The 24,394-nt window shown below is 69.4% G+C and carries 24 protein-coding genes; 16 read left to right on the plus strand and 8 right to left on the minus strand.

The features are described from left to right. Positions 1-224: 224 nt before the first annotated feature. Both fdxA and dapC read left to right on the plus strand, forming a co-directional pair. The gene (gene fdxA, locus RCP80_RS05620; protein ID WP_308481398.1) at positions 225-545 is read left to right on the plus strand and encodes a ferredoxin; all 321 of its coding nucleotides are present in this window, start codon (positions 225-227) and stop codon (positions 543-545) included. Between the two features lie 8 nt (positions 546-553). Further along, complete coding sequence (gene dapC, locus RCP80_RS05625) at positions 554-1,657, plus strand: succinyldiaminopimelate transaminase (protein ID WP_308481399.1); 1,104 nt, start codon at positions 554-556, stop codon at positions 1,655-1,657. Between the two features lie 154 nt (positions 1,658-1,811). On the opposite strand, the gene RCP80_RS05630 is transcribed toward dapC, so the two are convergent. Together RCP80_RS05630 and RCP80_RS05635 are read right to left on the minus strand one after the other, a co-directional pair. After that, positions 1,812-3,203 (minus strand): IS1182 family transposase, encoded by a 1,392-nt coding sequence (locus RCP80_RS05630; RefSeq protein WP_465270705.1) that lies wholly within the window; start codon positions 3,201-3,203, stop codon positions 1,812-1,814. 162 nt (positions 3,204-3,365) lie between these two features. Further along, a complete protein-coding gene (locus RCP80_RS05635) occupies positions 3,366-4,943 on the minus strand; it encodes a PucR family transcriptional regulator (protein WP_308481400.1) in 1,578 nt (525 codons plus the stop codon). Between the two features lie 84 nt (positions 4,944-5,027). Here RCP80_RS05635 and pruA point away from each other — a divergent pair, with 84 nt between their 5' ends. After that, on the plus strand, positions 5,028-6,665 hold the full coding sequence (pruA, locus tag RCP80_RS05640) for an L-glutamate gamma-semialdehyde dehydrogenase (RefSeq protein WP_308481401.1): 1,638 nt from the start codon (positions 5,028-5,030) through the stop codon (positions 6,663-6,665). Between the two features lie 2 nt (positions 6,666-6,667). Beyond that, positions 6,668-7,630, plus strand: coding sequence for a proline dehydrogenase family protein (locus RCP80_RS05645; protein WP_308481402.1), 963 nt, complete (start codon positions 6,668-6,670; stop codon positions 7,628-7,630). Here the strand turns inward: RCP80_RS05645 and RCP80_RS05650 are convergent, their stop codons facing one another. Beyond that, complete coding sequence (locus RCP80_RS05650) at positions 7,631-8,140, minus strand: Rv2253 family sensor-like surface protein (RefSeq protein ID WP_308481403.1); 510 nt, start codon at positions 8,138-8,140, stop codon at positions 7,631-7,633. 144 nt (positions 8,141-8,284) lie between these two features. Further along, a complete protein-coding gene (locus RCP80_RS05655; protein WP_308481404.1) occupies positions 8,285-8,830 on the minus strand; it encodes an NUDIX domain-containing protein in 546 nt (181 codons plus the stop codon). A gap of 29 nt (positions 8,831-8,859) precedes the next feature. Between RCP80_RS05655 and RCP80_RS05660 the strand changes: the two genes are divergently transcribed. Together RCP80_RS05660 and RCP80_RS05665 are read left to right on the plus strand one after the other, a co-directional pair. Continuing rightward, the gene (locus RCP80_RS05660; protein WP_308481405.1) at positions 8,860-10,269 is read left to right on the plus strand and encodes an acyl-CoA synthetase; all 1,410 of its coding nucleotides are present in this window, start codon (positions 8,860-8,862) and stop codon (positions 10,267-10,269) included. Continuing rightward, entirely contained in the window at positions 10,269-10,616 is a 348-nt protein-coding gene (locus tag RCP80_RS05665; protein ID WP_308481406.1) for a VOC family protein, read from the plus strand. Before RCP80_RS05660 ends, RCP80_RS05665 begins: the two co-directional genes overlap by 1 nt. A 20-nt stretch (positions 10,617-10,636) precedes the next feature. On the opposite strand, the gene dapD is transcribed toward RCP80_RS05665, so the two are convergent. Further along, entirely contained in the window at positions 10,637-11,578 is a 942-nt protein-coding gene (gene dapD / locus RCP80_RS05670; RefSeq protein WP_308481407.1) for a 2,3,4,5-tetrahydropyridine-2,6-dicarboxylate N-succinyltransferase, read from the minus strand. A 53-nt stretch (positions 11,579-11,631) separates the two neighbouring features. On the opposite strand from dapD, the gene dapE reads away from it, so the two are divergent. Beyond that, positions 11,632-12,717 carry a succinyl-diaminopimelate desuccinylase gene (gene dapE / locus RCP80_RS05675; protein ID WP_308481408.1) on the plus strand — a complete coding sequence of 362 codons (1,086 nt, stop codon included), beginning with the start codon at positions 11,632-11,634 and terminating at the stop codon, positions 12,715-12,717. On the opposite strand, the gene RCP80_RS05680 is transcribed toward dapE, so the two are convergent. Next, entirely contained in the window at positions 12,702-14,720 is a 2,019-nt protein-coding gene (locus RCP80_RS05680; RefSeq protein ID WP_308481409.1) for an ATP-binding protein, read from the minus strand. The genes dapE and RCP80_RS05680 overlap by 16 nt on opposite strands. 12 nt (positions 14,721-14,732) lie before the next feature. On the opposite strand from RCP80_RS05680, the gene RCP80_RS05685 reads away from it, so the two are divergent. The 7 genes from RCP80_RS05685 (at position 14,733) to RCP80_RS05715 (ending at position 20,427) form a co-directional block, all read left to right on the plus strand. Then, on the plus strand, positions 14,733-15,356 hold the full coding sequence (locus RCP80_RS05685; RefSeq protein ID WP_373693452.1) for a cytokinin riboside 5'-monophosphate phosphoribohydrolase: 624 nt from the start codon (positions 14,733-14,735) through the stop codon (positions 15,354-15,356). Positions 15,357-15,365: 9 nt separating this feature from the next. Then, the gene (gene fadD6 / locus RCP80_RS05690) at positions 15,366-17,147 is read left to right on the plus strand and encodes a long-chain-acyl-CoA synthetase FadD6 (protein ID WP_308481411.1); all 1,782 of its coding nucleotides are present in this window, start codon (positions 15,366-15,368) and stop codon (positions 17,145-17,147) included. Between the two features lie 156 nt (positions 17,148-17,303). Beyond that, on the plus strand, positions 17,304-18,179 hold the full coding sequence (gene folP / locus RCP80_RS05695) for a dihydropteroate synthase (RefSeq protein WP_308481412.1): 876 nt from the start codon (positions 17,304-17,306) through the stop codon (positions 18,177-18,179). Further along, positions 18,176-19,120, plus strand: a complete 945-nt coding sequence (locus RCP80_RS05700) for a glucosyl-3-phosphoglycerate synthase (protein ID WP_308481413.1) — start codon at positions 18,176-18,178, stop codon at positions 19,118-19,120. Before folP ends, RCP80_RS05700 begins: the two co-directional genes overlap by 4 nt. Positions 19,121-19,190: 70 nt before the next feature. Beyond that, positions 19,191-19,562, plus strand: a complete 372-nt coding sequence (locus tag RCP80_RS05705) for a DivIVA domain-containing protein (RefSeq protein WP_308481414.1) — start codon at positions 19,191-19,193, stop codon at positions 19,560-19,562. Continuing rightward, positions 19,559-20,143, plus strand: coding sequence for a DNA-3-methyladenine glycosylase I (locus RCP80_RS05710; protein WP_308481415.1), 585 nt, complete (start codon positions 19,559-19,561; stop codon positions 20,141-20,143). Before RCP80_RS05705 ends, RCP80_RS05710 begins: the two co-directional genes overlap by 4 nt. 116 nt (positions 20,144-20,259) lie before the next feature. Next, the gene (locus RCP80_RS05715) at positions 20,260-20,427 is read left to right on the plus strand and encodes a DUF3117 domain-containing protein (RefSeq protein ID WP_005059648.1); all 168 of its coding nucleotides are present in this window, start codon (positions 20,260-20,262) and stop codon (positions 20,425-20,427) included. A gap of 14 nt (positions 20,428-20,441) precedes the next feature. Here the strand turns inward: RCP80_RS05715 and glgA are convergent, their stop codons facing one another. Beyond that, positions 20,442-21,602, minus strand: a complete 1,161-nt coding sequence (gene glgA / locus RCP80_RS05720) for a glycogen synthase (protein ID WP_308482715.1) — start codon at positions 21,600-21,602, stop codon at positions 20,442-20,444. Between the two features lie 132 nt (positions 21,603-21,734). Here glgA and glgC point away from each other — a divergent pair, with 132 nt between their 5' ends. Next, on the plus strand, positions 21,735-22,949 hold the full coding sequence (glgC, locus tag RCP80_RS05725; RefSeq protein WP_308481417.1) for a glucose-1-phosphate adenylyltransferase: 1,215 nt from the start codon (positions 21,735-21,737) through the stop codon (positions 22,947-22,949). A gap of 71 nt (positions 22,950-23,020) precedes the next feature. Here glgC and RCP80_RS05730 read toward each other — a convergent pair whose 3' ends face one another. Further along, on the minus strand, positions 23,021-23,617 hold the full coding sequence (locus tag RCP80_RS05730) for a DUF4126 domain-containing protein (protein WP_308481418.1): 597 nt from the start codon (positions 23,615-23,617) through the stop codon (positions 23,021-23,023). 330 nt (positions 23,618-23,947) lie between these two features. Here RCP80_RS05730 and RCP80_RS05735 point away from each other — a divergent pair, with 330 nt between their 5' ends. Then, entirely contained in the window at positions 23,948-24,379 is a 432-nt protein-coding gene (locus RCP80_RS05735) for a MarR family winged helix-turn-helix transcriptional regulator (RefSeq protein WP_373693506.1), read from the plus strand. Positions 24,380-24,394: the final 15 nt, after the last annotated feature.

A 24,394-nucleotide genomic window follows, 5' to 3' on the forward strand; every position in this document is an offset into this window, starting at 1 on the left:
CAACAAGTTGCACAATTCCGAGGCGCGGTGCGGTTGCGATTGGAGAGTTTGTATATGCAACGTCTAGTATCAGTAACCGCGCGCTGCCTTGCGAGGCGCGCAAGTTAGGGCACACTGGCACAGCCGTCTAGTTGTGACCGTGGATACTGTTCGCAGCCCGCTGGACGACCAGGACAGCAGCCCACCAAAACGAGACAACGCAGAGAAATCCTGAGGAGCTTTCTGTGACCTACACGATCGCCGAACCCTGCATCGACGTCAAAGACAAGGCATGCATCGAAGAGTGCCCCGTCGACTGCATCTATGAGGGCGCACGGATGCTCTACATCCACCCCGATGAGTGCGTGGACTGTGGCGCGTGCGAGCCGGTCTGCCCGGTCGAGGCCATCTTCTACGAGGATGACGTGCCGGATAACTGGGCTGCCTACACCCAGTACAACGCCGACTTCTTCGACGAACTCGGCTCCCCGGGTGGCGCGTCCAAGGTGGGTCAGACCGACAACGATCCGGAGGCCGTCAAGAACATGCCTCCGCAGGGCGACTGATCCGAACGATGTCACGCCGGCGCCCGGTATCGGCGTCGCTGCCGGTCTTTCCGTGGGACACCTTGGCCGATGTCACGGCCAAGGCCCGCGCGCATCCCGACGGCATCGTCGACCTGTCGGTCGGCACTCCGGTCGATCCCGTCGCCCCGCTGATCCAGGACGCGCTGGCGGCGGCCGCGCCGTCGCCCGGCTATCCGACGACCGCAGGTACCCCGGCCCTGCGCGCGGCCGCGGTGGCCGCGCTGCACCGCCGGTACCGGGTCACCGGGCTCAGCGAGGCCGCGGTGCTGCCGGTCATCGGCACCAAGGAGCTCATCGCCTGGTTGCCGACGCTGCTCGGACTGGGATCCGAGGACCTCGTCGTCATTCCCGAACTCGCGTATCCGACCTATGACGTGGGCGGCCGGCTGGCCGGTACCCAGGTCCTGGCCGCCGACTCGCTGACCCAGCTCGGCCCGCAGCGACCCGCCCTGGTGTTCATCAACTCCCCGAGCAACCCGACCGGCAAGGTGCTGGGCCTCGACCACCTGCGCAAGGTGGTGGGCTGGGCCCGCGAACGCGGCACCGTCGTCGCCTCCGACGAGTGCTATCTGGGTCTGGCGTGGGACGCCGAACCGCTGTCGGTGCTGCACCCGGACGTGTGCGACGGGGACCACACCGGCCTGCTCGCGGTGCATTCACTGTCGAAGACGTCGTCGCTGGCCGGATACCGCTCCGGTTTCGTTGCCGGCGATACCGCGCTGGTCGCCGAGTTGCTCGCGGTGCGCAAACACGCCGGGATGATGGTGCCGACCCCGGTGCAGGCGGCCATGGTGGCCGCCCTCGGCGACGACGAACACGAGGCGCGGCAGCGGGACACCTATCAACGGCGGCGTGCGGCGCTATTGCCCGCGGTGCGCAAGGCGGGTTTCACCGTCGAGCATTCCGAGGCCGGGCTGTACCTGTGGGCCACCCGCGGCGAACCCTGCCGCGACACCGTGTCCTGGCTCGCCGACCGCGGGATCCTGGTGGCACCCGGCGAGTTCTACGGTCCCCGCGGCGCGCAACACGTGCGGATCGCGTTGACCGCGACCGACGAGCGGATCGCCGCGGCCGCCGACCGGCTGGCCTAGGAGCGCGGGTCGGTAACGCCTTGAGGGGGTGCGGGGTGTCGAATGTGGGTAGCGATCGCATTTCACGTGATGTGGGTGATCCGGGTGCCCGCTCGGTGTGGAGGTCTCCGATGGGTCGGGTGCTGGCAATTGAGACGCCCCATCGGATGGCTTGTTAGGCCGGTAGGGCGGTCAGTCCGGTAACTCCGATGTGGCCGTGCAGTTTTCGTAGGTTGTGGCAGGCGGCTAGCAGCAGCCATTCTCCGCGGGCTTGGTCGAGTCCTCGCAGCAGCAGATGTTTGGCGTTCTGCAGGGTGCTCATCTGGCCGAAGACCGGTTCGACGATCGCTTTGCGGCGGGCATAAACGGTCTGTCCGCGTTTGGTGGCCAGCTTGCGGGCCATCCGCTGTTTTGCGGTGGCCTCGGCGGGGATGCGTCCCCGCGGGGCGACCGGTGGCGGGTCATCGCGGCGGGGGCGGCCGGGGGCGATGAAGAACTCGGTGCCATGTTCTTCGGTGAACCCGGCGGCGGCGTCGAGGTTGGCGGTGCTGGTGTAGCCGGCATCGGCGAGCATTTGGCTAGGAATCTGGCCGGTGTTGGTGACGGTTTGTTCGGTCATCGGCATCAGCGTGTTCACGTCGGCGGCGTTGGTGCCCACTTCGGTGGCCACGATCACCTGATGATCACCGTCGACGACGGCCGCGGCGTTGTAGCACTGGTGGAATGCCCCGTCGCTGGTGAGCATGATCTTGGAATCGGGGTCGGTGAAGTTGCGTTGCGCCTTCGGTTTCGGTGTCGCGGCCTGCGCAGCCGCGGCACCCTTGCCCGCGGTGGTGTCATCGTCGTCACCGCGGTCTTTGGCCCGCTGCTCAGCGCGTTCCCGTGCCGCTTGGGCGGCTTCGGCTTCCAGGGCGGCCTTGGCTTCCCGGATCTTGACCAGCCGGGTTTCGCGCCGCGCCAGCTCCGCCGGTAGTTCGTCACCGCGGCGATTTTTGCCGAACGCCTTGTCTTCGGCGGTGTCGATGCGCTGCGCCTCGGCCAGCAGTGCTGAGACCTCAGCGGCCAGGATCTTTTCCTTCTCGGTCATCCGGACGTAGCTCATGGCTTTGCGTTTGGAGGCATTGGCGCGCACCTTCGTGCCATCGAGTGCGACCTGGCCCAGGCTGACCATCCCGGCGGCCTGGCACAACGCCAACGCTTGGACGAACAGGCGTCCCAACGCCGAGAGGTGGCGTTTGCGGAACCGGGCGATCGCCCGATAGTCCGGGGCGCTGCCTGCAGCCAGCCACCGAAACGCGACCACATCGGTGCAGGCGGCTTCCAGCTTGCGCGAGGAACGAACCCCGGTGGTGTAGCCATACAGCAGGATCCGCACCATCAGCCGCGGGTCATACGGTGGCCCACCGCGGACCTCGGTATAGGCGGCGTGGATCCGGGACAGGTCCAAGTGCTCATCGACCAGATCGGCGATGAACCGGACCAGGTGCTCGGCCGGTAGCCAGTCATCCAGCGATGGCGGCAACAACAAGTCTTGATCCGGGTTGAACGGGCGAAACGACTTATCCACCGGCGCCTTCGGCGCCACAGAATGCGAATCCACCCGCAGTTCGGGATCTACCTCGAACAAACCCTCGGCATCGAGATCATCAGGCACACCCCATGATCCCCTACACCCGCCGCCAACCCAGACACCCCACCCGGCGTGTTACCGACCCACGCTCCTAGCGCGTCACTGGTCCAGGGCCCGCAGACTCAACGCCAACAGCAGTCGGACATCCGGATCGGCCAGCGAGGTCCCCAGGACCTGCTCGATCCGGCGCACCCGATAACGCACTGTGTTGGGGTGCACGTGTAGCCACCGCGCGGCGGCCGCCACGTCCCCGAAGCTGTCCAGGTAGGCGCGCAGCGTCTCGGTCAGCATCGAATCCAACCGCCCCACCCGGGAATCGACCAGGTGGGCGTTGGCCGCCAGCCACGTGACGATCTCGTCGAGCACGACGGTGGTGCGGGCCTCCACCAGCGAGCTCACCTGCCCGATGGTGTCCGGATGTCGCCCGGCGCTGTCGAGCACGCGGTCGATGTCGACCCGGGCCGCGGCCGCCTGCGCCAATCCGGCAACCGGCGCCGCGATGACCGCGCGCAGTTCCAGCCCGAGTTCGGTCCGCAGCGATGCGACCACCCCACGAACCCAGGACGTGACGGCGGCGGGTCGGCCCGCCTCGGGGAACAGCACATAGACCCGCTGCCCGACGGCACTGACCTGCGCGTCGCGATGAAAGGCGCTCGCGCTCAGGGCCAGCACATCGGCCAGCCGCGGCTGTGCCGCGGCACTTTCGACCCCCACCACCGCGGCGCGCCCGTCCGGGGCGATCCCGAGTTCGCGGGCGGTGGCGGCCGGATCGTCGGCGGTGCCATCCCGGCGCAGACCGAGCAGTTCCTGCACCCGCAACGCATGCGTCGACGGCGTCGCCGCGAGCCGCGCGATGATGCGTGCGGCCAGCACCGCCGCGCCGTGCAGCACCTCGTCGGCGTCCTCGGCCAACGGCCGCGATCCCTGCTGCACCCAGATGGTGCCGCCGAAGACCGGGGCGTGCCGACGATCCGCGGCGGGCTGGTGGATGCCGATCGCGCGACGCGGCCGCAGCCCCAGCTCCGGCCGCTCCTGCACCCGGACCACCTGCGAATCGCTGCGCAACGCATCGAAGATGCCCCACTGGGCCAACCACCGCAGATGCTCCGGCGGCCCGGCACGCCCCAGAATGGACAGCCGCCGCAGTTCGTCGGCCTCGTCGTTGGAGGCCGAGTACGCCAGGACGTGTGATTGGGCGTCCTCGATGCTGACCATGCCGTGGGTGCGCTCGGCGATCGACTGCGCGAGCCCGAACAGATCGGTGCCGGAATCATGGTGTGGATCGGCCCGGTCGCCGTGATGGTCGAAGACGTGATTGACCAGCCGGTACACCCGCTCCCAGCGGGCGCGGGGCTCCACCGCGACGACGGCGACGCCGCAGGCCGCGGCGCGGCGCACCAGATCGGAACCCGGCTCCTTGACGAAGATGGCGGTGGGCCGGGTGGTCGCGGTCTGGCGGTCGATCCAGCCCAGCGCCTCGTCGCCGGCGACGCCCAGCAGGAAGAACACGTCCGCCGAGCCCGCCGACACGGCCAGACCGAGCCGCACGTCGTCCGCGTCGATCAAGGCCGCCGAGGCCACCGGCAGGTCCAGTCCGCGCGGCGCCTCGACCAGGTTGACCAGCGTCGCGTCCAGCGCAAGCAGCAATTGGCCCAGGCTCACACCGGTACCGGTCATATTGGTCGATTCTACTAACCAAGCTTATGCGCGTTGGTTGATCGGCTAACTGTTTGGCCGCGCTTCTCGGGGATGCTGATCGGTATGGCCGCCGTCACCGGCATCACCGAGGTGCCGCTTCCGCACAACGAACCCGTGCGCGACTACGCGCCGGGATCCCCCGAACGAGACCGCCTGCTCGCGGCGCTGGCCGAACTCTCCGGCGCCGCGATCGCCCTGCCGCACGTCATCGGCGGCAGGCACGCGATGGGCGACGGGCGACGAATCGACGTCGTCCAGCCGCACCGGCACAGCGCGGTGCTGGGCACCCTCACCAACGCCGAACACGGGCAGGCCGCCGCGGCCGTGGACGCCGCGATGTCCGCCCGGGCCGGCTGGGCGGCCCTGCCGTTCGACGACCGGGCCGCGGTGTTCCTGCGCGCCGCGGACCTGATGTCCGGGCCGTGGCGGGAGAAGATCGCCGCGGCCACCATGCTGGGCCAGTCCAAGACCGCGTATCAGGCCGAGATCGACGCGCCCTGCGAACTCGTCGACTTCTGGCGGTTCAACGTCGCCTTCGCCCGCGGCATCCTGGAGCAGCAGCCGAACAGCTCACCGGGGGTGTGGAACCGCACCGACTACCGGCCGCTGGACGGTTTCGTCTACGCCGTCACGCCCTTCAACTTCACCGCGATCGCCGGCAACCTGCCCACCGCACCAGCGTTGATGGGCAACACCGTGGTGTGGAAACCGTCGATCACCCAGACCCTGGCGGCGTATCTGACGATGCAACTGCTGGAGGCGGCGGGTCTGCCGCCGGGGGTCATCAACCTGGTCACCGGCGACGGCTTCGCGGTCTCCGAGGTGGTGCTGACCGACCCGCGGCTGGCCGGCATCCACTTCACCGGCTCGACCGCCACCTTCCAGCACCTGTGGCGGGAGGTCGGATCCAATATCGAGCGGTACCACAGTTATCCGCGGCTGGTCGGGGAGACCGGCGGCAAGGACTTCGTGGTCGCGCACCCGTCGGCGCGCCCGGAAGTGTTGCGCACGGCGTTGATCCGCGGGGCGTTCGACTATCAGGGCCAGAAGTGTTCGGCGGCCTCCCGGGCGTTCATCCCGCATTCGGTATGGCAGCAGATGGGCGATGAGTTCCTGGGCGCCACCGAGCAACTGCGCTACGGCGACGTCACCGACCTGGACAACTACGGCGGCGCGCTGATCGACGAGCGGGCATTCGCCAAGAACGTGACGGCGATCGAGCGGGCCAAGAGCGCCCCGGGTGTCACGGTGGCCGCCGGGGGTGAATACAACGACAGCACCGGGTATTTCGTACGGCCCACGGTGCTGTTGTCCGACGACCCGACCGACGAGGCCTTCGCCACCGAGTATTTCGGACCGATCCTGGCGGTGCATGTCTTCCCCGACGACAAGTTCGACGACATTCTGGGCGTGGTGGATGTCGGCGCCAAGTACGCGTTGACCGGTGCGCTGATCGCCGATGACCGGGTGGCCATCGCCGCGGCCGCCGAGCGACTTCGCTTCGCGGCCGGCAACTTCTACGTCAACGACAAACCGACCGGCGCCGTCGTCGGTCAACAACCATTCGGCGGGTCGCGGGCCTCGGGCACCAACGACAAGGCCGGGTCGCCGCTGAACCTGCTGCGGTGGACGTCCGCGCGCTCACTCAAGGAGACCTTTGTCCCGCCGACCGAACATCGCTACCCGCACATGGGCCGGTAGCGATGGCCACCGTGTTCGGCACCCTCGCGCGTCCGGCGATCCTGGCCGCGAGCCGGTCGGACCGGCTCAAGCAAGCCGCCCAAAGTTGGCCGGTGACCCGGAAAGTGGTGCACCGCTTCGTAGCCGGGGAAACCGTCGATGACGTGGTGGCCGCCGTCGCGAAACTGCGTGGCACCGGCCGCCTGGTCAGCATCGACCACCTCGGCGAGGACGTCACCGACACCGATGCGGCCGATGCGAACGTGCGGGCCTATCTGCTGCTGCTCGACGCGCTGGCCGACACCGCCGCAGCCGGCGCCGGTGCCGTTGCGGAGGTGGAGGTTTCGCTGAAGCTCTCGGCGTTGGGCCAGGCCCTGGGCCGCGACGGTGAGAAGATCGCGGCCGAGAACGCGCATGCGATCTGCGCTCGTGCCCGGGACGTGGGCGCGTGGGTGACGATCGACGCCGAGGGGTTCGCCGGCACCGATTCCCGGTTGGCGATCGTGCGGGAACTGCGCACCGACTTCGACCAGTTGGGCACCGTGGTGCAGGCGTACCTGCACCGCAGCCACGCCGACTGCCGGGATCTCGCCGACGCCGGTGCCCGGGTTCGGCTGTGCAAGGGCGCCTATGACGAGCCGGCGTCGGTGGCCTACCGCGACCGCGACGAGGTCACCGCCAATTATCTGCGCTGCCTGCGCGTGCTCATGGCCGGCAGCGGATACCCGATGGTGGCCTCCCACGACCCGGTCGTGATCGACGCGGTCCCGGCGTTGCTACGCGAGACCGCGCGTGGCGCAGCGGATTTCGAGTATCAGATGCTGTATGGAATCCGGGCGGACGAGCAGCTGCGCCTGGCCGGGGAGGGCCACCCGGTGCGGGTGTACGTGCCGTTCGGCGAGCAGTGGTACGGCTATTTCATCCGCCGCCTCGCGGAGCGGCCGGCCAATCTGATGTTCTTCCTGCGGGCGCTCGCGCGCCGCTGATCACACCGGGTGGGCGGCCACCGGCATGACCACCGAACCCCGGCACGCACCCGAGGCGATGTCGGTGTGCCACATGCCCCGCAACGAACCGTCGGCCCGCGGCGCGTAGTAGGTGAAGGAACGTGCGGGGCTCCACTGCGAGTCCGCCGCGCATTGCCAGACCCAGTCGTAGCTGGTCTTCCACTGCTGTCCGTCCCAGCTGTAGCGCAGCGGATGCGGCACGGTCGGATTCGACGAGGCCGGCCCGATTGCGGTGGCCACACACGCGCCGCCGGCACACGAGGTCGTCACGGCGAAGACCGCACCGAAGTCGCCCTCGCCCTGCCGCGCAGCGGCACTGGTACCGCCCTTCTGCGAGGCGTAGGTCACCATCGAGTACTGCCCCGTCCACGGCTGCGGGGCCGCGTGCGCCGGCGCCACCCCGGCCGCGAACAGCCCCAGTACCGCACCGAGCAGCAACCCCACGGCGGGGTATCCGCGCAGCACGGAACGGAGACGGCGGGCAGTCATGGTGATCCTCGATGGTGGGGGGCTCTCTGCCACCACCGTAGTGGCGGCCGGTGAGCGCTCCGGACCCCGACGCGGCGCGATGACCAGTTGTTATGCAGTCGATGCCGGGTCTTGGCAAAGGCGTTGCCGGTCCGAGACCGCTCCTCAGTTGCCGTCGCCGCCGGACAGTTGCAACAGCGCCCACGCCGCGATCGACTGGGCGTCGGTGATTTCCCCGCGCCGCATCATCGCCTCGACGTCGGCGCGCGCGAACCACGCGCTGCGCATGTCCTGTTCCTCGGGTTCACGCTCGTGTTCGCCCTCGCTGATCCCGGTGGCCAGAAAGACCCGGCCGCGCTGGCTGCTCATGCCGGCCGCGAGGTCGAGCAGACCCAACTCGACCATCGAGTCGGCCCGCAGCCCGGTCTCCTCCCGCAGTTCCCGGGCGGCGAGTTCGGCCGGTGCCACCGCCGCCAGGCCGGGCCCGGTGCCCTGCGGAAACTCCCACCGGCGCAACCCCAGTGGGTACCGGAACTGCTCGACGAGCATGAACCGGTCCCGATCCCGCGCGATCACCAGCGCGTAGTCGGGTTTGTCGATCACCCCGTAGACGCCCCGGGTGCCGTCGGGGCGTCGGAGGGCGTCTTCGCGGACGGTCATCCAGGCGTTGCGGTAGACCTCGCGGCTGGACAGTCGTTCGATCGGATCCACCCGGCCAGTATCGCGGTACCGTCACAGGCGTGTTGCTGGCCTCCCTGAACCCCGCCGCCGTTGCCGGCGGATCCGACCTGCCCGACGCCGTCACGATCGGCGAAACCACGCTGAGCCGCAGCGACCTCGTCGGCGCGGCCACCTCGGTCGCCGAACGAGTCGGGGGCGCCGCGCGGGTGGCGGTGCTCGCGACCCCGAGCGCCACCACCGTGCTGGCCGTCACCGGCTGCCTGATCGCGGGGGTGCCGTTCGTCCCGGTGCCGGCCGACGTCGGCGCGGCCGAACGCGCCCACATCCTGACCGATTCGGGTGCGCAGGCCTGGCTCGGCGAGCTGCCCGCGGACACCGGCGGACTGCCGCATGTGCCGGTCCGGTTGCACGCGCGCTCCTGGCACCGCTATGCCGAACCGGCCCCCGATGCGCCGGCCTACATCATGTACACCTCGGGCACCACCGGTGCGCCCAAGGGCGTGCAGACCAGCCGCCGTGCGATCGCGGCCGACATCGATGCGCTCGCGGCGGCCTGGCGGTGGACGCCGGAGGACACCCTGGTGCACGGGCTGCCGCTGTTCCACGTGCACGGCCTGGTGCTGGGTCTGCTCGGCTCGCTGCGCATCGGCAATCGCTTTGTCCACACCGGCAGGCCGACCCCGGAGGGCTACGCCCGGGCCGCCGAAAGCAACGGCGGCACTTTATTTTTCGGGGTTCCGACGGTCTGGTCCCGGCTGGTGTCCGATACCGCCTCGGCCACCGCGTTGCGGTCGGCGCGGCTGCTGGTGTCCGGCAGCGCCGCGCTGCCGGTTCCGGTGTTCGAGCGGATGGTCGAGCTGACCGGACACGCGCCGGTGGAACGGTACGGCAGTACCGAATCGCTGATCACGTTGAGCACTCTCGTCGACGGCGAACGCAGGCCGGGCTGGGTGGGGATGCCGCTCGACGGCGTGCAGACGCGGGTGGTCGACGAGGACGGCGGCGCGGTGCCGCACGACGCGGAAACCATCGGCCGGCTTCAGGTGCGCGGGCCCATGCTGTTCGACGGCTATCTGAACCGCCCGGCGGCCACCGCGGAGGTGTTGGGTGACGACGGGTGGTACCGCACCGGCGATGTCGCGGTCGTCGACGACACCGGCATGCACCGCATCGTGGGCCGCGAATCCGTCGACCTGATCAAGACCGGCGGCTACCGGGTGGGCGCCGGTGAAATCGAGACCGCACTGCTGGGACATCCCGGGGTGGCCGAGGCCGCGGTGGTCGGGTTGCCCGACGACGACCTGGGCCAGCGGATCGTGGCCTTCGTGGTGGGGCAGGCCACGCCGGAGCAACTCATTGCGTTTGTGGCCGAGCAGCTTTCGGTGCACAAGCGACCGCGGGAGGTGCGGATGGTGGACGCTCTACCGCGCAACGCGATGGGCAAGGTGCTCAAAAAGGAGCTTGGGTAATGGGTTTGACCTTCGCCGAAATCTGCATCGACGCCCGCGACGCCACGGCGCTCGGCCAGTGGTGGGCGCAGGCGCTCGGCTGGCCACACCACGTCGACTCCGACGGGGATGTGCGGTTGACCCCGCCGCCCGGAGCGGGGCCGCCATGGATATTTCTGGCCGTACCCGAGGACAAGGTCGTGAAGAACCGCGTGCACCTGGACTTCACGCCCGACGATCAGCAGGCCGAGGTACGGCGGTTGGTCGCCCTCGGTGCCCGACCCGTCGACATCGGACAGGGGGACCAGAGTTGGGTGGTGCTGGCCGATCCCGAGGGCAACGAGTTCTGCATCTTGGCCGCCGAGTAACCGGCCGCGCGCCGCGGTGCCTAGTTGGCGTGCAGGTCCTCGTTGAGCGTGATGCCGTGGCCGCCGCGGGACACCACCTCGACGGCACCGCTGATCGAGTTCCGGCGGAACAACAGGTTGTTGGCGCCGGACAGCTTGCGGGCCTTGACCGACTTGTCGTCGGGGGTGGCGACCTTGGTACCCGCCGTGACGTACAGGCCGGCCTCCACCACGCAGTCGTCGCCCAGCGAGATGCCCAGGCCCGAGTTGGCCCCGAGCAGGCACCGCTTGCCGACCGAGATAACCTCGCTGCCGCCGCCGGACAGCGTGCCCATGATGGAGGCGCCGCCGCCGATGTCGGACCCGTCGTCGACCACCACGCCCGCCGAGATGCGGCCCTCCACCATCGAGGAGCCCAGCGTGCCGGCGTTGAAGTTGACGAAACCCTCGTGCATGACCGTGGTGCCGGCGGCCAGATGCGCGCCCAGGCGCACTCGGTCCGCGTCGGCGATGCGCACGCCGGACGGCACCACGTAGTCGACCATCCGGGGGAACTTGTCCACGCCGTACACCGTCACCGGGCCGCGGCGCCGGAGCCTGGCCCGCACGGTTTCGAAGCCCTCGATGGCGCAGGGGCCGTGGTTGGTCCACACCACGTTGGTGAGCAGTCCGAAGAAGCCCTCGGCGTTGAGCTTGTGCGGCGCGACCAGGCGATGCGAAAGCAGATGCAGCCGCAGGTACACGTCGTAGGTGTCGACGGCCTTGGCGTCCAGGTCGGCGATCGTCGTGCGGACCAGCACGGTCTCGGTGCCGCGGTCCTCGTCGCGTCCGGTCAGCCCGGCCAGGTCGGCGGGGGCGCCGTCGGGACCCTGTTGGGTGCCCGTGGTGTCGAACGATCCCAGTTCCGGTGCCGGAAACCAGGTGTCGAGCACCGATCCGTCGGCCGCCAGCGTTGCCACTCCAAAACCCGAAGCTCCAGTCACGGTGCTACAGGCTACCGGGGTGGGGCCCGGGCCTGCCCCGATACCCTGAACGGGTGCCCGACCTCCGCGTTGACCGCCTCGATCTGCATGCCGACCCCGTTGCGCTGACGGCGGCCCTCGTCGACATCCCCAGCGAATCGCGCGACGAGGCGCGCCTCGCCGACCTGGTCGAGGCGGCGCTGCGCGCGCAGACCGACGGCTTCGAGGTCATCCGCAACGGCGATGCGGTGCTGGCCCGCACCAACCGCGGCCTGCCGAGCCGGGTGCTGCTGGCCGGGCACCTGGACACCGTCCCGATTGCCGACAACCTGCCCAGCCGCATCGAGGACGGCCGGATGTACGGCTGCGGCACCTCGGACATGAAATCCGGCGACGCGGTCTTCCTGCATCTGGCCGCCACCGTGGCCGACCCGGCGCACGACCTGACGCTGGTCTTCTACGACTGCGAGGAGATCGAGGCCGCCGCCAACGGGCTGGGCCGCATCGAACGCGAGCTGCCCGAGTGGCTGCGCGCCGATGTCGCGATCCTGGGCGAACCCACCGGCGGCTTCATCGAGGCGGGGTGTCAGGGCACGCTGCGTGTCATCGTCAGCGCCACCGGTACCCGCGCGCATTCGGCACGATCGTGGATGGGCGACAACGCGATTCACAAACTCGCCGCGGTGCTGGGCCGCCTGGCGGAGTACCGGCCCCGCAACGTCGACATCGACGGCTGCGTGTACCGCGAGGGGCTGTCGGCGGTGCGGATCGACGGGGGAGTCGCCGGCAACGTCATTCCCGATGCGGCGTCGGTGACGGTGAACTTCCGGTTTGCCCCGGACCGCTCCCCGCAGCAGGCCCTCGACCACGTCCGGGAGGTCCTCGACGGACTGCCGGTCACCCTCGAGCAGACCGACTCGGCCGCCGGGGCGCTGCCGGGGCTGGCGCAGCCCGCGGCCGCCGCACTCGTGGCCGCCGCCGGTGGGCAGGTCCGGGCGAAGTACGGCTGGACCGACGTGGCCCGTTTCGCCGCCCTGGGCATCCCGGCGCTCAACTACGGTCCCGGCGATCCGAACCTGGCGCACCGGCGCGACGAGAACGTCGAGATCGCCCAGATCACCGCCGTGACCGAAACGCTGCGGGCCTACCTGGCGCGCTGAGCGGTCTGCGCCTCGGCCGCGCGCAGCGCCGCCTCGGCGAGCGGGCAGCCCACCGCTGTCGACAGCCGCCGCAACGGGTCGACGGCCCGGGCATCGCCCAACTCCACCGCGTCGCGCCAGCAGCGCACCGCCACGGCCCGCTGGCCCGACCGCTCGGCCATCCCGGCGGCCTGCCGCGCGGCGGCCAGGGCGCCGTGCTCATCGCGGCCCGCGGCCAGCCGCCAGGCCCGCGCGATACCCAACTCGGGGGCGAACAACGCCGACTTGGTGCCGTGTCGGGATTCCGCCCGCGACAACGCCTTTGCGGCCTCGGTGAGCTCCCCGAGCCGGGCCAACGCGGTCGCCGACAACATCAGGGACAGCGGCCCCCACGAGTAGCCGGTCCGGTCCAGCGTCGCCGCGGCCGGACCCAACAGCGTCGCCGCGGACTCGAAGTCGCCGCGGGCGAGCCGGACGTGGGCCAGCAGGACCTCGCCGATGGCGCGCCCGGGCTGCTGCAACTCGGCGAAGTCGGTGTACTGCTGGGCAATTCGTTCGGCGCCGTCGGCGTCGTCGTCCATCAGCAACACGCTGGTCAATGCCAGACCGACGGTGAACCGCAGCAGGCCCGGATGCTCGGCGCCGGCCGCGCGCTGCGCGTACCCGTCGACCTCGGCCAGTCGGCCCATCCGCGCCGAACTCAGGCTCGCCGCACTGGCCGCCCAGGCCACCGCGGTGTCGTCGGCCACCGGCGCGGCCAGCACGTCGGCGGCGATCTGCAGGGCCCGCTGCGGGTTACCCGAGTTCATGGCGAAGGTGGCGGTCAACGCGTCCAGCGTCACCCGGTCGGCGGCAGCGGTGAGGCGGGCGCGCGCGGTGTTGAGAAACGCCGTGGCGCGTTCCGGCGCTCCGAGCATCCAGAACTGGTTGGCGGCCCGCGGCAGCGCCCAGGCCAGCAACTCCGCGTCGGTCAACGCGGCCGAATCCACGGCGGACAGCACCTCATCGGCGTCGCGGCCGCGGCCCTGCCAGGCCAACGCGTGCGCCAGCACCAGCCGCGCATCCAGCCGGGCCGAGCGGGCCAGCGCCGAACGCGCCAGTCGCTCGGCCAACGACAGGTCGCCGAGGCGTAACGCTTCGCCGGCGGCCGCGACGGTCTCGTCGACGGACAACGGATGGTCGCTGCCCAGCGCCAGCCCCGCGATCCGCAGCCGGTCGCTGGGATGCGGGCGGGCGCGGCGGCGGGCCGGTTCGAGGAGCCGGGAGCGCAGCCGGCGAGCCCCGGCATCGCCGAGTGCGGCCAGCGCCTGCGCGGCGAACAGCGGGTGGGCGGTGAACACCATCGGGGTGTCGCCGCGCGCGAGGACCTCGGCGGCGCCGAGGCGTTCGGCTTCGCGCACCGCATCGGCCGACGTCAGTTCGGTGAGGTCCGCGAGCGGAATCGGCTCCTGCACGCTGAGGTGGTCGAGCACCTCCCGCACCGGGGCGGGCAGCGCGGCCAAGAACTCCGCGGTCGCGGCGGGATCCGAGGTGGCACCTGATGTTTCGATCTGTACCCGGCTCAGCAGCCCGTCGTCCCAGAGCGCGCGGACCGTCGGCGCGGCGGTGTCGGCCCGGGCGGTGACGATCATCCGGGTTTGGCCCGCCAGCGCCAACTGATAGGTCAGGGTCGCCGACAGGGGATCGAGTTGATTGGCGTCGTCGACGATCAGCAGGTCTGCGGGCGCGGCCCGCAACGACAGCCGCGCCGCCCGCAACAACGCCGCGGGCTTGCCGATGTCGGCGAGGTCGACGAGGTGACTGAACGCGCCGAAGGGCACCGCTTGCTCGGTCGGGGTCGCGGTCACCCACCGCAACACCGCGTCGGGATGCGCGGCGGCGTACCGTTCGGCGACCTGGCGGGCCAGCGTCGACTTGCCGCTCCCGTCGGGCCCGGTCAGCACCGCTCCCGGGACCCCGGTGAGCGCCGCTTCGAGGCGCTCGAGCGCGTCGGCATGCTGCGGGACGCTCCATTGCACCGACACCGTCCGAATCCTATGGGTGAGCCGGTCTGCCGAGGCCGTGATCGCCCCAAATACCCTCAGCGTGTGCAACGTGAATGGGCGGTGTGTGTGTACTGCGCGTCGGGACCGCGGCATCCGGAACTGCTGGCGCTGGCCACCGAGGTGGGCCGGGCGATCGCCGACCGCAACTGGGCGCTGGTCTCCGGTGGCGGCAACGTCTCGGCCATGGGAGCCGTCGCCGACGGGGCCCGGTCCCGCGGCGGTCGCACGATCGGGGTGATCCCCAAGGCCCTGGTGCACCGCGAGGTCGCCGACGTGCACGCCGACGATCTCATCGTCACCGACACCATGCGGCAGCGTAAGCAGGTCATGGAGGACCGCTCCGATGCCTTCCTCACGTTGCCCGGCGGCATCGGCACCATGGAGGAGATGTTCGAGACCTGGACCGCGGGTTCCCTAGGGATGCATGACAAGCCGGTGGTGGTGCTCGATCCCGACGGCCACTACGACGGCCTGCTGTCGTGGCTGCAGGGCCTGGTGGCGTCCGGCTACGTCGCGCAGCGGTCGCTGGATCGACTGTTGGTGGTCCGCGACGTCGACGCCGCGCTCGACCTTTGTGCCCCCGGGCCCGCCCCGCGGCCCACGGCCCCCGATTAGGCTGGCGGCATGGCAGCCACCGATACCCGCACCTCTGTCGGCCTTCTCGACATCGTCAGCCAGGTGCCCGGCGTACTGATGGACGCGCCGTCGATCCTGCGAGGCGTGAGCACGGGCCTGCTGGCCCGCCCCACCTCGAAGACCTCGATCGGCAAGGTCTTCCAGGAGCGGGCCAAGAAGCACGCCGACAACGTCTTCATCAAGTTCGGTGAACAGCGACTGACGTACGGCCAGGCCAACGACACCGTCAACCGGTACGCCGCGGTCCTGGCCGGCCGCGGGGTCGGGCACGGCGACGTCGTCGGGATCATGCAGCGCAACTCGCCGACCGCGGTGTTGCTGATGCTGGCCACGGTCAAATGCGGCGCGGTGGCGGGCATGCTCAACTACCACCAGCGCGGCGGCGTACTGAAGCACAGCATCGGGCTGCTCAACGCGACGGTGCTGGTCTCCGAGGACGATCTCGTCGAGCACATCACCGAATCCGAGGTCGAACTCGCACCCGGTGTGGTGGTCACCAACACGGACCTCGAGGCCTTGGCGGCCACCGCGCCGACCGGCAATCCGCGGTCGGCCTCGGCGGTGCTGGCCAAGGATCCGGCGTTCTACATCTTCACCTCGGGCACCACCGGTCATCCGAAGGCCAGCGTCATGACGCACATGCGCTGGCTGCGCGCGCTGGGCATCTTCGGCGGTCTCGGGCTGCGGCTCACCAGCGATGACACCCTCTACAGCTGCCTGCCGCTGTACCACAACAACGCGTTGACGGTCGCGATGTCCTCGGTGCTCAATGCGGGTGCGACGCTGGCGCTGGGCGAGAAGTTCTCCGCGTCGCGGTTCTGGGACGAGGTCATCGCGTATGACGCGACCGCCTTCGTCTACATCGGTGAACTGTGCCGCTATCTGCTCAATCAGCCAGTCAAGCCCACCGACCGGGCGCACAAGGTGCGGGTGGTGGCCGGCAACGGTTTGCGCCCTGAGATCTGGGACGAGTTCACCGGGCGGTTCGGCATTGACCGGGTGTGCGAGTTCTACTCCGCGAGCGAGGCCAACACCGCATTCATCAACATCTTCAACGTGCCCAAGACCACCGGCGTCTCGTTCCTGCCGCTGGCCTACGTCGAATACGACGCCGATACCGGCGAGCCCACCCGCGACGAGTCCGGCCGGGTGCGCAAGGTGCCGGCGGGGGAGCCGGGCCTGCTGATCAGCCCGGTCAACCGGCTCTCGCCTTTCGACGGCTACACCGATCCGAAGGCCAGCGAAAAGAAGCTCATCCGGGACGCCTTCAAGGAGGGCGACGTCTGGTTCAACACCGGTGACGTGATGAATCCGCAGGGTATGGGTCACGCCTCGTTCGCCGACCGGCTCGGCGACACCTTCCGGTGGAAGGGCGAGAACGTCGCGACCACCGAGGTCGAGGCGGCCCTGACCGCCGATCCGCAGATCGAGGAATGCACGGTCTTCGGGGTCGAGGTGCCGCGCACCGGCGGGCGCGCGGGCATGGCCGCGGTCAAGGTCCGCGACGGCGCCGAGTTCGACGGCGTGGAGCTGGCCGAGACGCTGTACGCGAAGCTGCCGGTGTACGCGATCCCGCTGTTCATCCGGGTGGTCGACGAACTCGAGCAGACCACGACGTTCAAGAGCCGCAAGGTCGACCTGCGCGAACAGGCCTACGGCGAGGAGGTCGACGACCCGATCTTCGTGCTGGCGGGCCGCCGCGAGGGGTACATCCCGTTCCACGACGAGTACCCGGAAGAGGTCGCGGCCGGGCAGCGTCCGAAGGGCTGAGGGACGAAGTCCTGAAGGGGCGGTGCCCCGTCTGGTTCAGCAGCGTCCGAAGGGCTGAGGGACGAAGTCCTGAAGGGGCGGTGCCCCGTCTGGTTCAGCAGCGTCCGAAGGGCTGAGGGACGAAGCCTTGAAGGGCGCTCCACTAGCCTGGACGGCGTGTACTCGACGTTCCTGGGCAAGCCCGTCGCGGGCGATCGCGCGCTGATCATGGCGATCGTCAACCGCACCCCGGACTCCTTCTACGACCGCGGCGCCACGTTCACCGACGAGGCCGCGAAGTCGGCGGTACACCAGGTCATCGAAGCGGGCGCCGACGTCATCGACATCGGTGGGGTCAAGGCCGGCCCCGGCCAGGTGGTCGATGCGGACGAGGAGATCGCCCGCGTGGTGCCGTTCATCGAGTGGCTCCGGGACGCCTATCCGGAGCAGCTGATCAGCGTGGACACCTGGCGCGCGTCGGTCGCCAAGCTGGCGTGTGCCGCCGGCGCGGACCTGATCAACGACACCTGGGCGGGCGCAGATCCGGGCCTGCCGGAGGTGGCCGCCGAGTTCGGCGCCGGCCTGGTCTGTTCGCACACCGGCGGGGCCATGCCGCGCACCCGACCGTTCCGGGTCAGCTACGGCACCACCACCGACGGCGTCGTCGCCGACGTCATCCGGGAGGTCACCGCGGCCGCCGAACGCGCCGTCTCCGCCGGGGTCGACCGGGACGCGATTCTGATCGATCCGACCCATGATTTCGGTAAGAACACTCACCACAGTCTTAGTTTGTTGCGCCACCTGAAAGAGCTTGTAAACACTGGATGGCCTGTCCTGATGGCGCTGAGCAACAAGGATTTTATCGGGGAGACTCTTGGTGTGGGTCTGACCGAACGTCTGGAAGGCACGCTGGCGGCCACCGCTCTGGCGGCGGCCGACGGCGCGCGGATGTTCCGGGTACACGAGGTCGGCCCCACTCGGCGCGTACTGGAGATGGTCGCGTCGATCGAAGGCCTGCGTCAGCCGACGCGCACGGTGAGGGGACTGGCATGACGACGACACCGGAGCTGTCCACCAAGAGCACATTGCCCGGCGATACCTGGCTTTCCGACCACAGTTGGAGCCGTCCGTCGTGGACGCTCGCCGAGTTGGAGGCCGCCAAGCGGGGCCGCACCATTTCCGTGGTGCTGCCCGCGCTCAATGAGGAGGAGACCGTCGCCTCGGTCATCGACAGCATCTCGCCGATGCTGGGCGGACTCGTCGACGAGTTGATCGTGCTGGACTCGGGTTCCACCGACGACACCGAGATCCGGGCCATCGCCGCGGGGGCGCGCGTCGTCAGCCGCGAGCAGGCCCTGCCGGAGGTGCCGCCGCAGCCCGGCAAGGGGGAAGTGCTGTGGCGCTCGCTCGCGGCCACCAGCGGCGACATCGTGGTGTTCGTCGACTCCGACCTGATCGATCCCGATCCGATGTTCGTGCCGCGACTGGTCGGCCCGACCTTGCTCGCCGACGGCATCCATCTGGTCAAGGGCTTCTACCGGCGCCCGCTGAAGGTCAGCGGCGGTGAGGACACCAACGGTGGCGGGCGCGTCACCGAGTTGGTGGCCCGGCCGCTGCTGGCCGCGCTGCGCCCGGAACTGGGGTGCCTGCTGCAACCGCTGGGCGGCGAATACGCGGCCACCCGCGAGCTACTCACCTCGTTGCCGTTTGCGCCGGGTTACGGCGTGGAGATCGGCCTGCTCGTCGACACCTACGACAAGCTAGGTCTCGATGCCATTGCACAGGTCAACCTCGGGGTACGCGCACACCGCAACCGCCCGCTGACCGAGCTGGGCGTGATGAGCCGGCAGGTCATCGCGACGCTGCTGACGCGTTGCGGCGTGCCGGATTCCGGTGTCGGGCTCACCCAGTTCTTCGCCGACGGCGACGGCTTCACACCGCGGACGACCACGGTGTCGCTGCAGGACCGCCCCCCGATGAGCACCCTGCGCTGAGCGACCGTTATCCACAACCGAGTGGTGACCACGACGCCGGTTCGGCGGGCGTTGAGGCAAAATCGGTGAGGTGACCCTGGTTCTGCTCTATCTCGTGGTCCTCGTTTTGGTGGCCATCGTGCTGTTCGGCGTGGCGAGCGTGATCTTCGGGCGTGGTGAGCAGCTGCCGCCGTTGCCGCGGGGGACGACGGCCACCGTGTTGCCGGCCTCGGGCGTGACCGGTGCCGACGTGGAGGACGTGAAGTTCGCGCAAACCCTGCGCGGGTACAAGACCAGCGAGGTCGACTGGGTTCTGGAGCGGCTCGGCGCCGAACTCGACTCGCTCCGTGGCGAACTCGCGCTGCTGCGCGGCGTCCACGAGCAAGGCGTCGAAGACCGTCGGGCGGCCACCGCGGCCGAGCCCGCGGACGCCGACGCGCAGAGCAGCCAGGACGCCCGGTGAGCGCGGCCGCCGACGACCTCGTCCGGTGCGGATGGGTCGAAGCGGTCCGCGGGGCCCACGCTCAGCTCTACCGCGACTACCACGATCAGGAGTGGGGCCGGCCGTTGCGGGGCACGGTGGCGCTTTTCGAGCGGATGACCCTCGAGGCGTTCCAGAGCGGCCTGTCGTGGTTGACCATCTTGCGAAAACGCGACAACTTCCGGGCGGCTTTCGACGGGTTCGACGTTGCCAAGGTCGCCTGCTACGGCGACCCGGAGGTGCAGCGGCTGATGGCCGATGCGGGGATCGTGCGCAACCGCGCCAAGATCGACGCGACGATCAGCAACGCCCGCGCGATCGCGGAGCTCGACGGCGACCTGACCGAGCTGCTGTGGTCGTTTGCGCCCGTACCCCGGCCCCGGCCGGTGGACCTGTCCGAGGTGCCGGCGACGTCGCCGGAGTCCACCGCGATGGCCAAGGAGCTCAAGCGGCGCGGCTTCCGCTTCGTGGGCCCTACCACTGCTTATGCCCTGATGCAGGCCACCGGGATGGTCGATGACCACGTCGCGGACTGTTGGGTTCCTGCAGCTGAACGCGCTTAACAGCCGGGTCTTGCACACGCTGGCAGGGCCATAGGGAACAATGGAACATTGAATCGGCAGATCGTGCTGACCAGGTCCGGACCCATGGACCAGCTTAAATGTGGAGGGAGCACTCGATGGCGGCCATGAAGCCCCGGACTGGAGACGGTCCTCTGGAAGCAACCAAGGAGGGGCGCGGCATCGTGATGCGGGTACCACTTGAGGGAGGTGGCCGCCTCGTGGTGGAGTTGACGCCCGATGAGGCGGCAGCCTTGGGCGACGAACTGAAGAACGTCACCAGCTGAATGGGCGCCGGCGGCTAACTCGACACCTTGCGGTAGATCTCCAGCGTTTGCTCGGCAACACGCGCCCAGGAGAATTCGTCGATGCAACGCCGCCGGCCGGCCCGACCGTAGGCCGCGGCCCGGTCCGGGTCGGCGACCAATCCGTTCACCGCGGCCGCCAGCCCGGACTCGAAAGCGCGCGGATCCTCGGGGTCGTAGTGCACCAGGACTCCGGTGCTCCCGTCGTCGACGACCTCCGGGATGCCGCCGACGTCGGAGGCGACCACCGGGGTGGCGCACGCCAGCGCTTCGAGGTTGACGATGCCGAGCGGCTCGTACACCGACGAGCACACGAATACGGCTGCCGCGGAGAGAATGTCGCGGATGTCGGCGATCGGCAGCATTTCCCGCACCCAGAACACGCCGGAGCGGACGGCCGCAAGCTCCTGCACCGCGGCCGTCACCTCGGCGGCGATCTCGGGGGTGTCCGGGGCGCCCGCGCACAACACCAACTGCACCTCGGGCGCGAACTGGTGGGCCGCGGCGATCAGGTGCGCGACGCCCTTTTGCCGGGTGATGCGTCCGACGAACGCCACCACCGGTCGGGACAGGTCCACGCCCAATTCGATCAGCACCGAGGCCTCGGCCGGGACGGTCGGATGCCAGACATCGGTGTCGATGCCGTTTCGGACCACGTGCACACGCGCGGGATCCAGCGCCGGGTACACCCGCAGCACGTCCTCGCGCATCCTGGAGCTGACCGCGATGACCGCCGCGGCGGCCTCCAGCGCGGTGCGTTCCACCCACGACGAGACCCGGTAACCGCCGCCGAGTTGTTCGGCCTTCCATGGCCGCAACGGCTCCAGCGAATGCGCCGTGACGACATGCGGCAGGCCGTGCAACAGCGCCGCCAGGTGGCCGGCCATGCCGGTGTACCAGGTGTGCGAGTGCACGACGGCGGCGCCGGCCGCGTGGTGTGCCATCACCAGATCGGCCGACAGCGTCGACAGGGCCGGGTTCGCGTCGTGCAGCGCCGGATCGGGTTGGGCCACCGTGGCCTCGGCCCGCGGCACCCCCATGCAGTGCACGTCGACGTCGCACAGCAGTCGCAGCTGAGCGACGAGTTCGGTCACATGCACCCCGGCGCCGCCATAGACCTCCGGCGGATACTCCCGAGTCATCATCGCCACCCGCATACGCACGACCGTAGTAGCGCGCGCGTCCACCCGCACCGCCGCCCGGCCCTTCGGGACGAATTCTTCTACCAGGTGAGCGTGCATCGGCGTTTGGTCTAGCCGCAACACGACGGTGCGGATAGGTTTGGACCCATGAGGGAAGCGCCACATGTGCTTGGCATCGTCCTGGCCGGGGGTGAGGGCAAGCGGCTCTACCCGCTGACCGCGGATCGGGCCAAGCCCGCCGTTCCTTTCGGCGGTGGCTACCGGCTGATCGATTTCGTGCTGTCGAATCTGGTCAACGCCCGCTACTTGCGCATCTGTGTTCTGACGCAATACAAGTCGCACTCGCTGGACCGGCACATCTCGCAGAACTGGCGGCTGTCCGGACTGGCCGGGGAGTACATCACCCCGGTGCCGGCCCAGCAACGGCTGGGGCCGCGGTGGTACACCGGTTCGGCCGACGCGATCTATCAGTCGATGAACCTGATCTACGACGAGGACCCCGACTACATCGTCATCTTCGGCGCCGACCACGTGTACCGGATGGATCCCGAGCAGATGGTGCAGCAGCACATCGAAAGCGGCGCGGGCGCCACGGTAGCCGGCATCCGGGTGCCGCGGGCCGAGGCCACGGCGTTCGGCGTGATCGACGCCGACGATTCCGGACGCATCCGGCAGTTCATCGAGAAGCCTGCCGACCCGCCGGGCACCCCCGACGATCCCGACCAGGCGTTCGTGTCGATGGGCAACTACATCTTCACCACCAAGGTGTTGATCGATGCGCTGCGGGCCGACGCCGAGGACGACCATTCCGACCACGACATGGGCGGGGACATCATCCCGCGACTCGTCAACGACGGGATGGCCTCGGTCTACGACTTCAGCAACAACGAGGTGCCCGGCGCCACCGAGCGTGACCATGGCTACTGGCGGGACGTGGGGACCCTGGACGCGTTCTACGACGCCCACATGGACCTGGTGTCGGTGCACCCGATCTTCAACCTCTACAACAAGCGCTGGCCGATTCGCGGCGGCTCGGAAAACCTGGCGCCGGCCAAATTCGTCAACGGCGGATCCGCCCAGGAGTCGGTCGTGGGTGCGGGCAGCATCATCTCGGCCGCCTCAGTGCGCAACTCGGTGCTGTCCTCCAACGTCGCGATCGACGACGGTGCGATCGTCGAGGGCAGTGTGCTGATGCCGGGCGTGCGGGTCGGCCGAGGCGCGGTGGTGCGCAAGGCGATCCTGGACAAGAACGTGGTGGTCGGGCCCGGCGAGATGGTGGGCGTCGACGTGGCCAAGGACCGCGAGCGGTTCAGCATCAGTGGCGGCGGCATTGTCGCCGTCGGCAAGGGCGTCTGGATCTAGGCACCCCTCCCCTTCTGGCGCGAGCCCTTCTGGCGCGAGCGTGCGGGTCCCCGGCCGACACGCCGCCGAATTCACGTATTCGGCGCACGCTCGCGCCGGGAGCGAATCCGACGCCACAGTCGCCACCCGCACCAGATCAACGCTGCCAGGATCACCAGTACCAGCAGCGGAAGCAGCAGCGCGATGAAGACCAGCCCGATGCTGGTGACATCCTCGATGGTCGACAGCACGGGCGCCGCCACCCCCGCGGTCGCGACGTTGGCGGCCGGCCGTACCGCCGTCTTCGTCAGTGAAACAGTCAGCGCCACAACGACACCGATCAGCACCGGGACCCACTGCCCGGACTGGGCCCATCCGCCGGGATCGGCCACCGCAGCAGTCTCGGCGGCGGTGCCGGAGCCGAACACGATGCCGCCGGAGGCGGGCCGCACGAACGTCTGGACGGTGTCGTTGATCGAGTCCAGCGCCGGCACCTTGTCGGCGATGACCTCCACCACCAACAGCACGGCCACGATGGTCAGGACCCAGCCGTTCTCGAGCCACGACCAGCCCGAAGGCAGGCTGACCACCTCGGTGAAGCGCGCCAGCAGTCCGAGCATCAGCATGGGGATGTAGGCGTTGAGTCCCGCCGCGGTGGACAGCCCCAGGCCCGTCAGCAACTGCTCCATGGAAGTCAGTATGCGGTCACGTTCCGCGCGGCACGTCTGCTTGCGGCCCAGCCGTGCCCGGTCGGCGCCGCCGCGGGGCGCCCCGAGGCGGCCCGGACGGTGGTGCGACCGGGTGTTAGAGCACCAGGATTAGTTGAGAACACAACTAGCTCCTGGGCGAGCGAAGAGTGTCGGGGGTACCGAATTCTGTCAAACGTCTGCGAGACGGCCTGGAACGGGATAAGCTCACGGCGCCGTCTGGGAGGATCGCCTATTATACTAGTATCGGTAGCAACTACCCGGGGGTGATGGTTGGCGGAGGCAGAATGGCTGAGCGAGTCCGAACAGCAGATGTGGCGTGCCTATCTCGAGAGCACTCGGCTGCTGTTGCGGGCATTGGACCATCAGCTGGAGGTCGACGCCGGGATCTCATTCGCCGACTACGAGGTGCTGGGACTGCTGTCGGAGGCGCCGCAGCGGCGGTTGCGTATGAGCGAGATCGCCGAGGCCGCGGTGACGACACGCAGCGGGGTGACTCGCGCGGTGAACAGGCTCGCGGACGCCGGGTGGCTGCGCCGGGTCCCGTGTCCGGACGACGGCCGGGGCCTGTTCGCGGAACTCACCGAAGCCGGGCTCGCAAAATTGCGGTCGGCCGCGCCGGGGCACGTGGCGATGGTGCGGCGCAACGTCTTCGAACTGATCAGCCCCCGTGATGTCAGGTTGTTCACGCACACCTATGCCGAGATCCGCGCCCACCTGCTCGACGCCCATGACCGTGAGTAACCCGAGGAGCAGTCA

Origin of the sequence: Mycolicibacterium sp. MU0053 (assembly GCF_963378095.1) — a bacterium.
Taxonomy (GTDB): domain Bacteria; phylum Actinomycetota; class Actinomycetes; order Mycobacteriales; family Mycobacteriaceae; genus Mycobacterium; species Mycobacterium burgundiense.

Excerpts from the sequence above, each read along its gene's own strand:
- RCP80_RS05645 (WP_308481402.1), top strand. The coding sequence starts at position 6,668 with ATGGCCACCGTGTTCGGCACCCTCGCGCGTCCGGCGATCCTGGCCGCG.
- RCP80_RS05715 (WP_005059648.1), top strand. The coding sequence starts at position 20,260 with ATGGCGGCCATGAAGCCCCGGACTGGAGACGGTCCTCTGGAAGCAACC.
- RCP80_RS05730 (WP_308481418.1), bottom strand. The coding sequence starts at position 23,617 with ATGGAGCAGTTGCTGACGGGCCTGGGGCTGTCCACCGCGGCGGGACTC.
- RCP80_RS05665 (WP_308481406.1), top strand. The coding sequence starts at position 10,269 with ATGGGTTTGACCTTCGCCGAAATCTGCATCGACGCCCGCGACGCCACG.
- RCP80_RS05735 (WP_373693506.1), top strand. The coding sequence starts at position 23,948 with ATGTGGCGTGCCTATCTCGAGAGCACTCGGCTGCTGTTGCGGGCATTG.
- RCP80_RS05635 (WP_308481400.1), bottom strand. The coding sequence starts at position 4,943 with ATGACCGGTACCGGTGTGAGCCTGGGCCAATTGCTGCTTGCGCTGGAC.
- RCP80_RS05700 (WP_308481413.1), top strand. The coding sequence starts at position 18,176 with ATGACGACGACACCGGAGCTGTCCACCAAGAGCACATTGCCCGGCGAT.
- pruA (WP_308481401.1), top strand. The coding sequence starts at position 5,028 with ATGGCCGCCGTCACCGGCATCACCGAGGTGCCGCTTCCGCACAACGAA.
- glgC (WP_308481417.1), top strand. The coding sequence starts at position 21,735 with ATGAGGGAAGCGCCACATGTGCTTGGCATCGTCCTGGCCGGGGGTGAG.
- RCP80_RS05650 (WP_308481403.1), bottom strand. The coding sequence starts at position 8,140 with ATGACTGCCCGCCGTCTCCGTTCCGTGCTGCGCGGATACCCCGCCGTG.
- dapC (WP_308481399.1), top strand. The coding sequence starts at position 554 with ATGTCACGCCGGCGCCCGGTATCGGCGTCGCTGCCGGTCTTTCCGTGG.
- glgA (WP_308482715.1), bottom strand. The coding sequence starts at position 21,602 with ATGCGGGTGGCGATGATGACTCGGGAGTATCCGCCGGAGGTCTATGGC.
- fadD6 (WP_308481411.1), top strand. The coding sequence starts at position 15,366 with ATGGCAGCCACCGATACCCGCACCTCTGTCGGCCTTCTCGACATCGTC.
- RCP80_RS05685 (WP_373693452.1), top strand. The coding sequence starts at position 14,733 with ATGGGTGAGCCGGTCTGCCGAGGCCGTGATCGCCCCAAATACCCTCAG.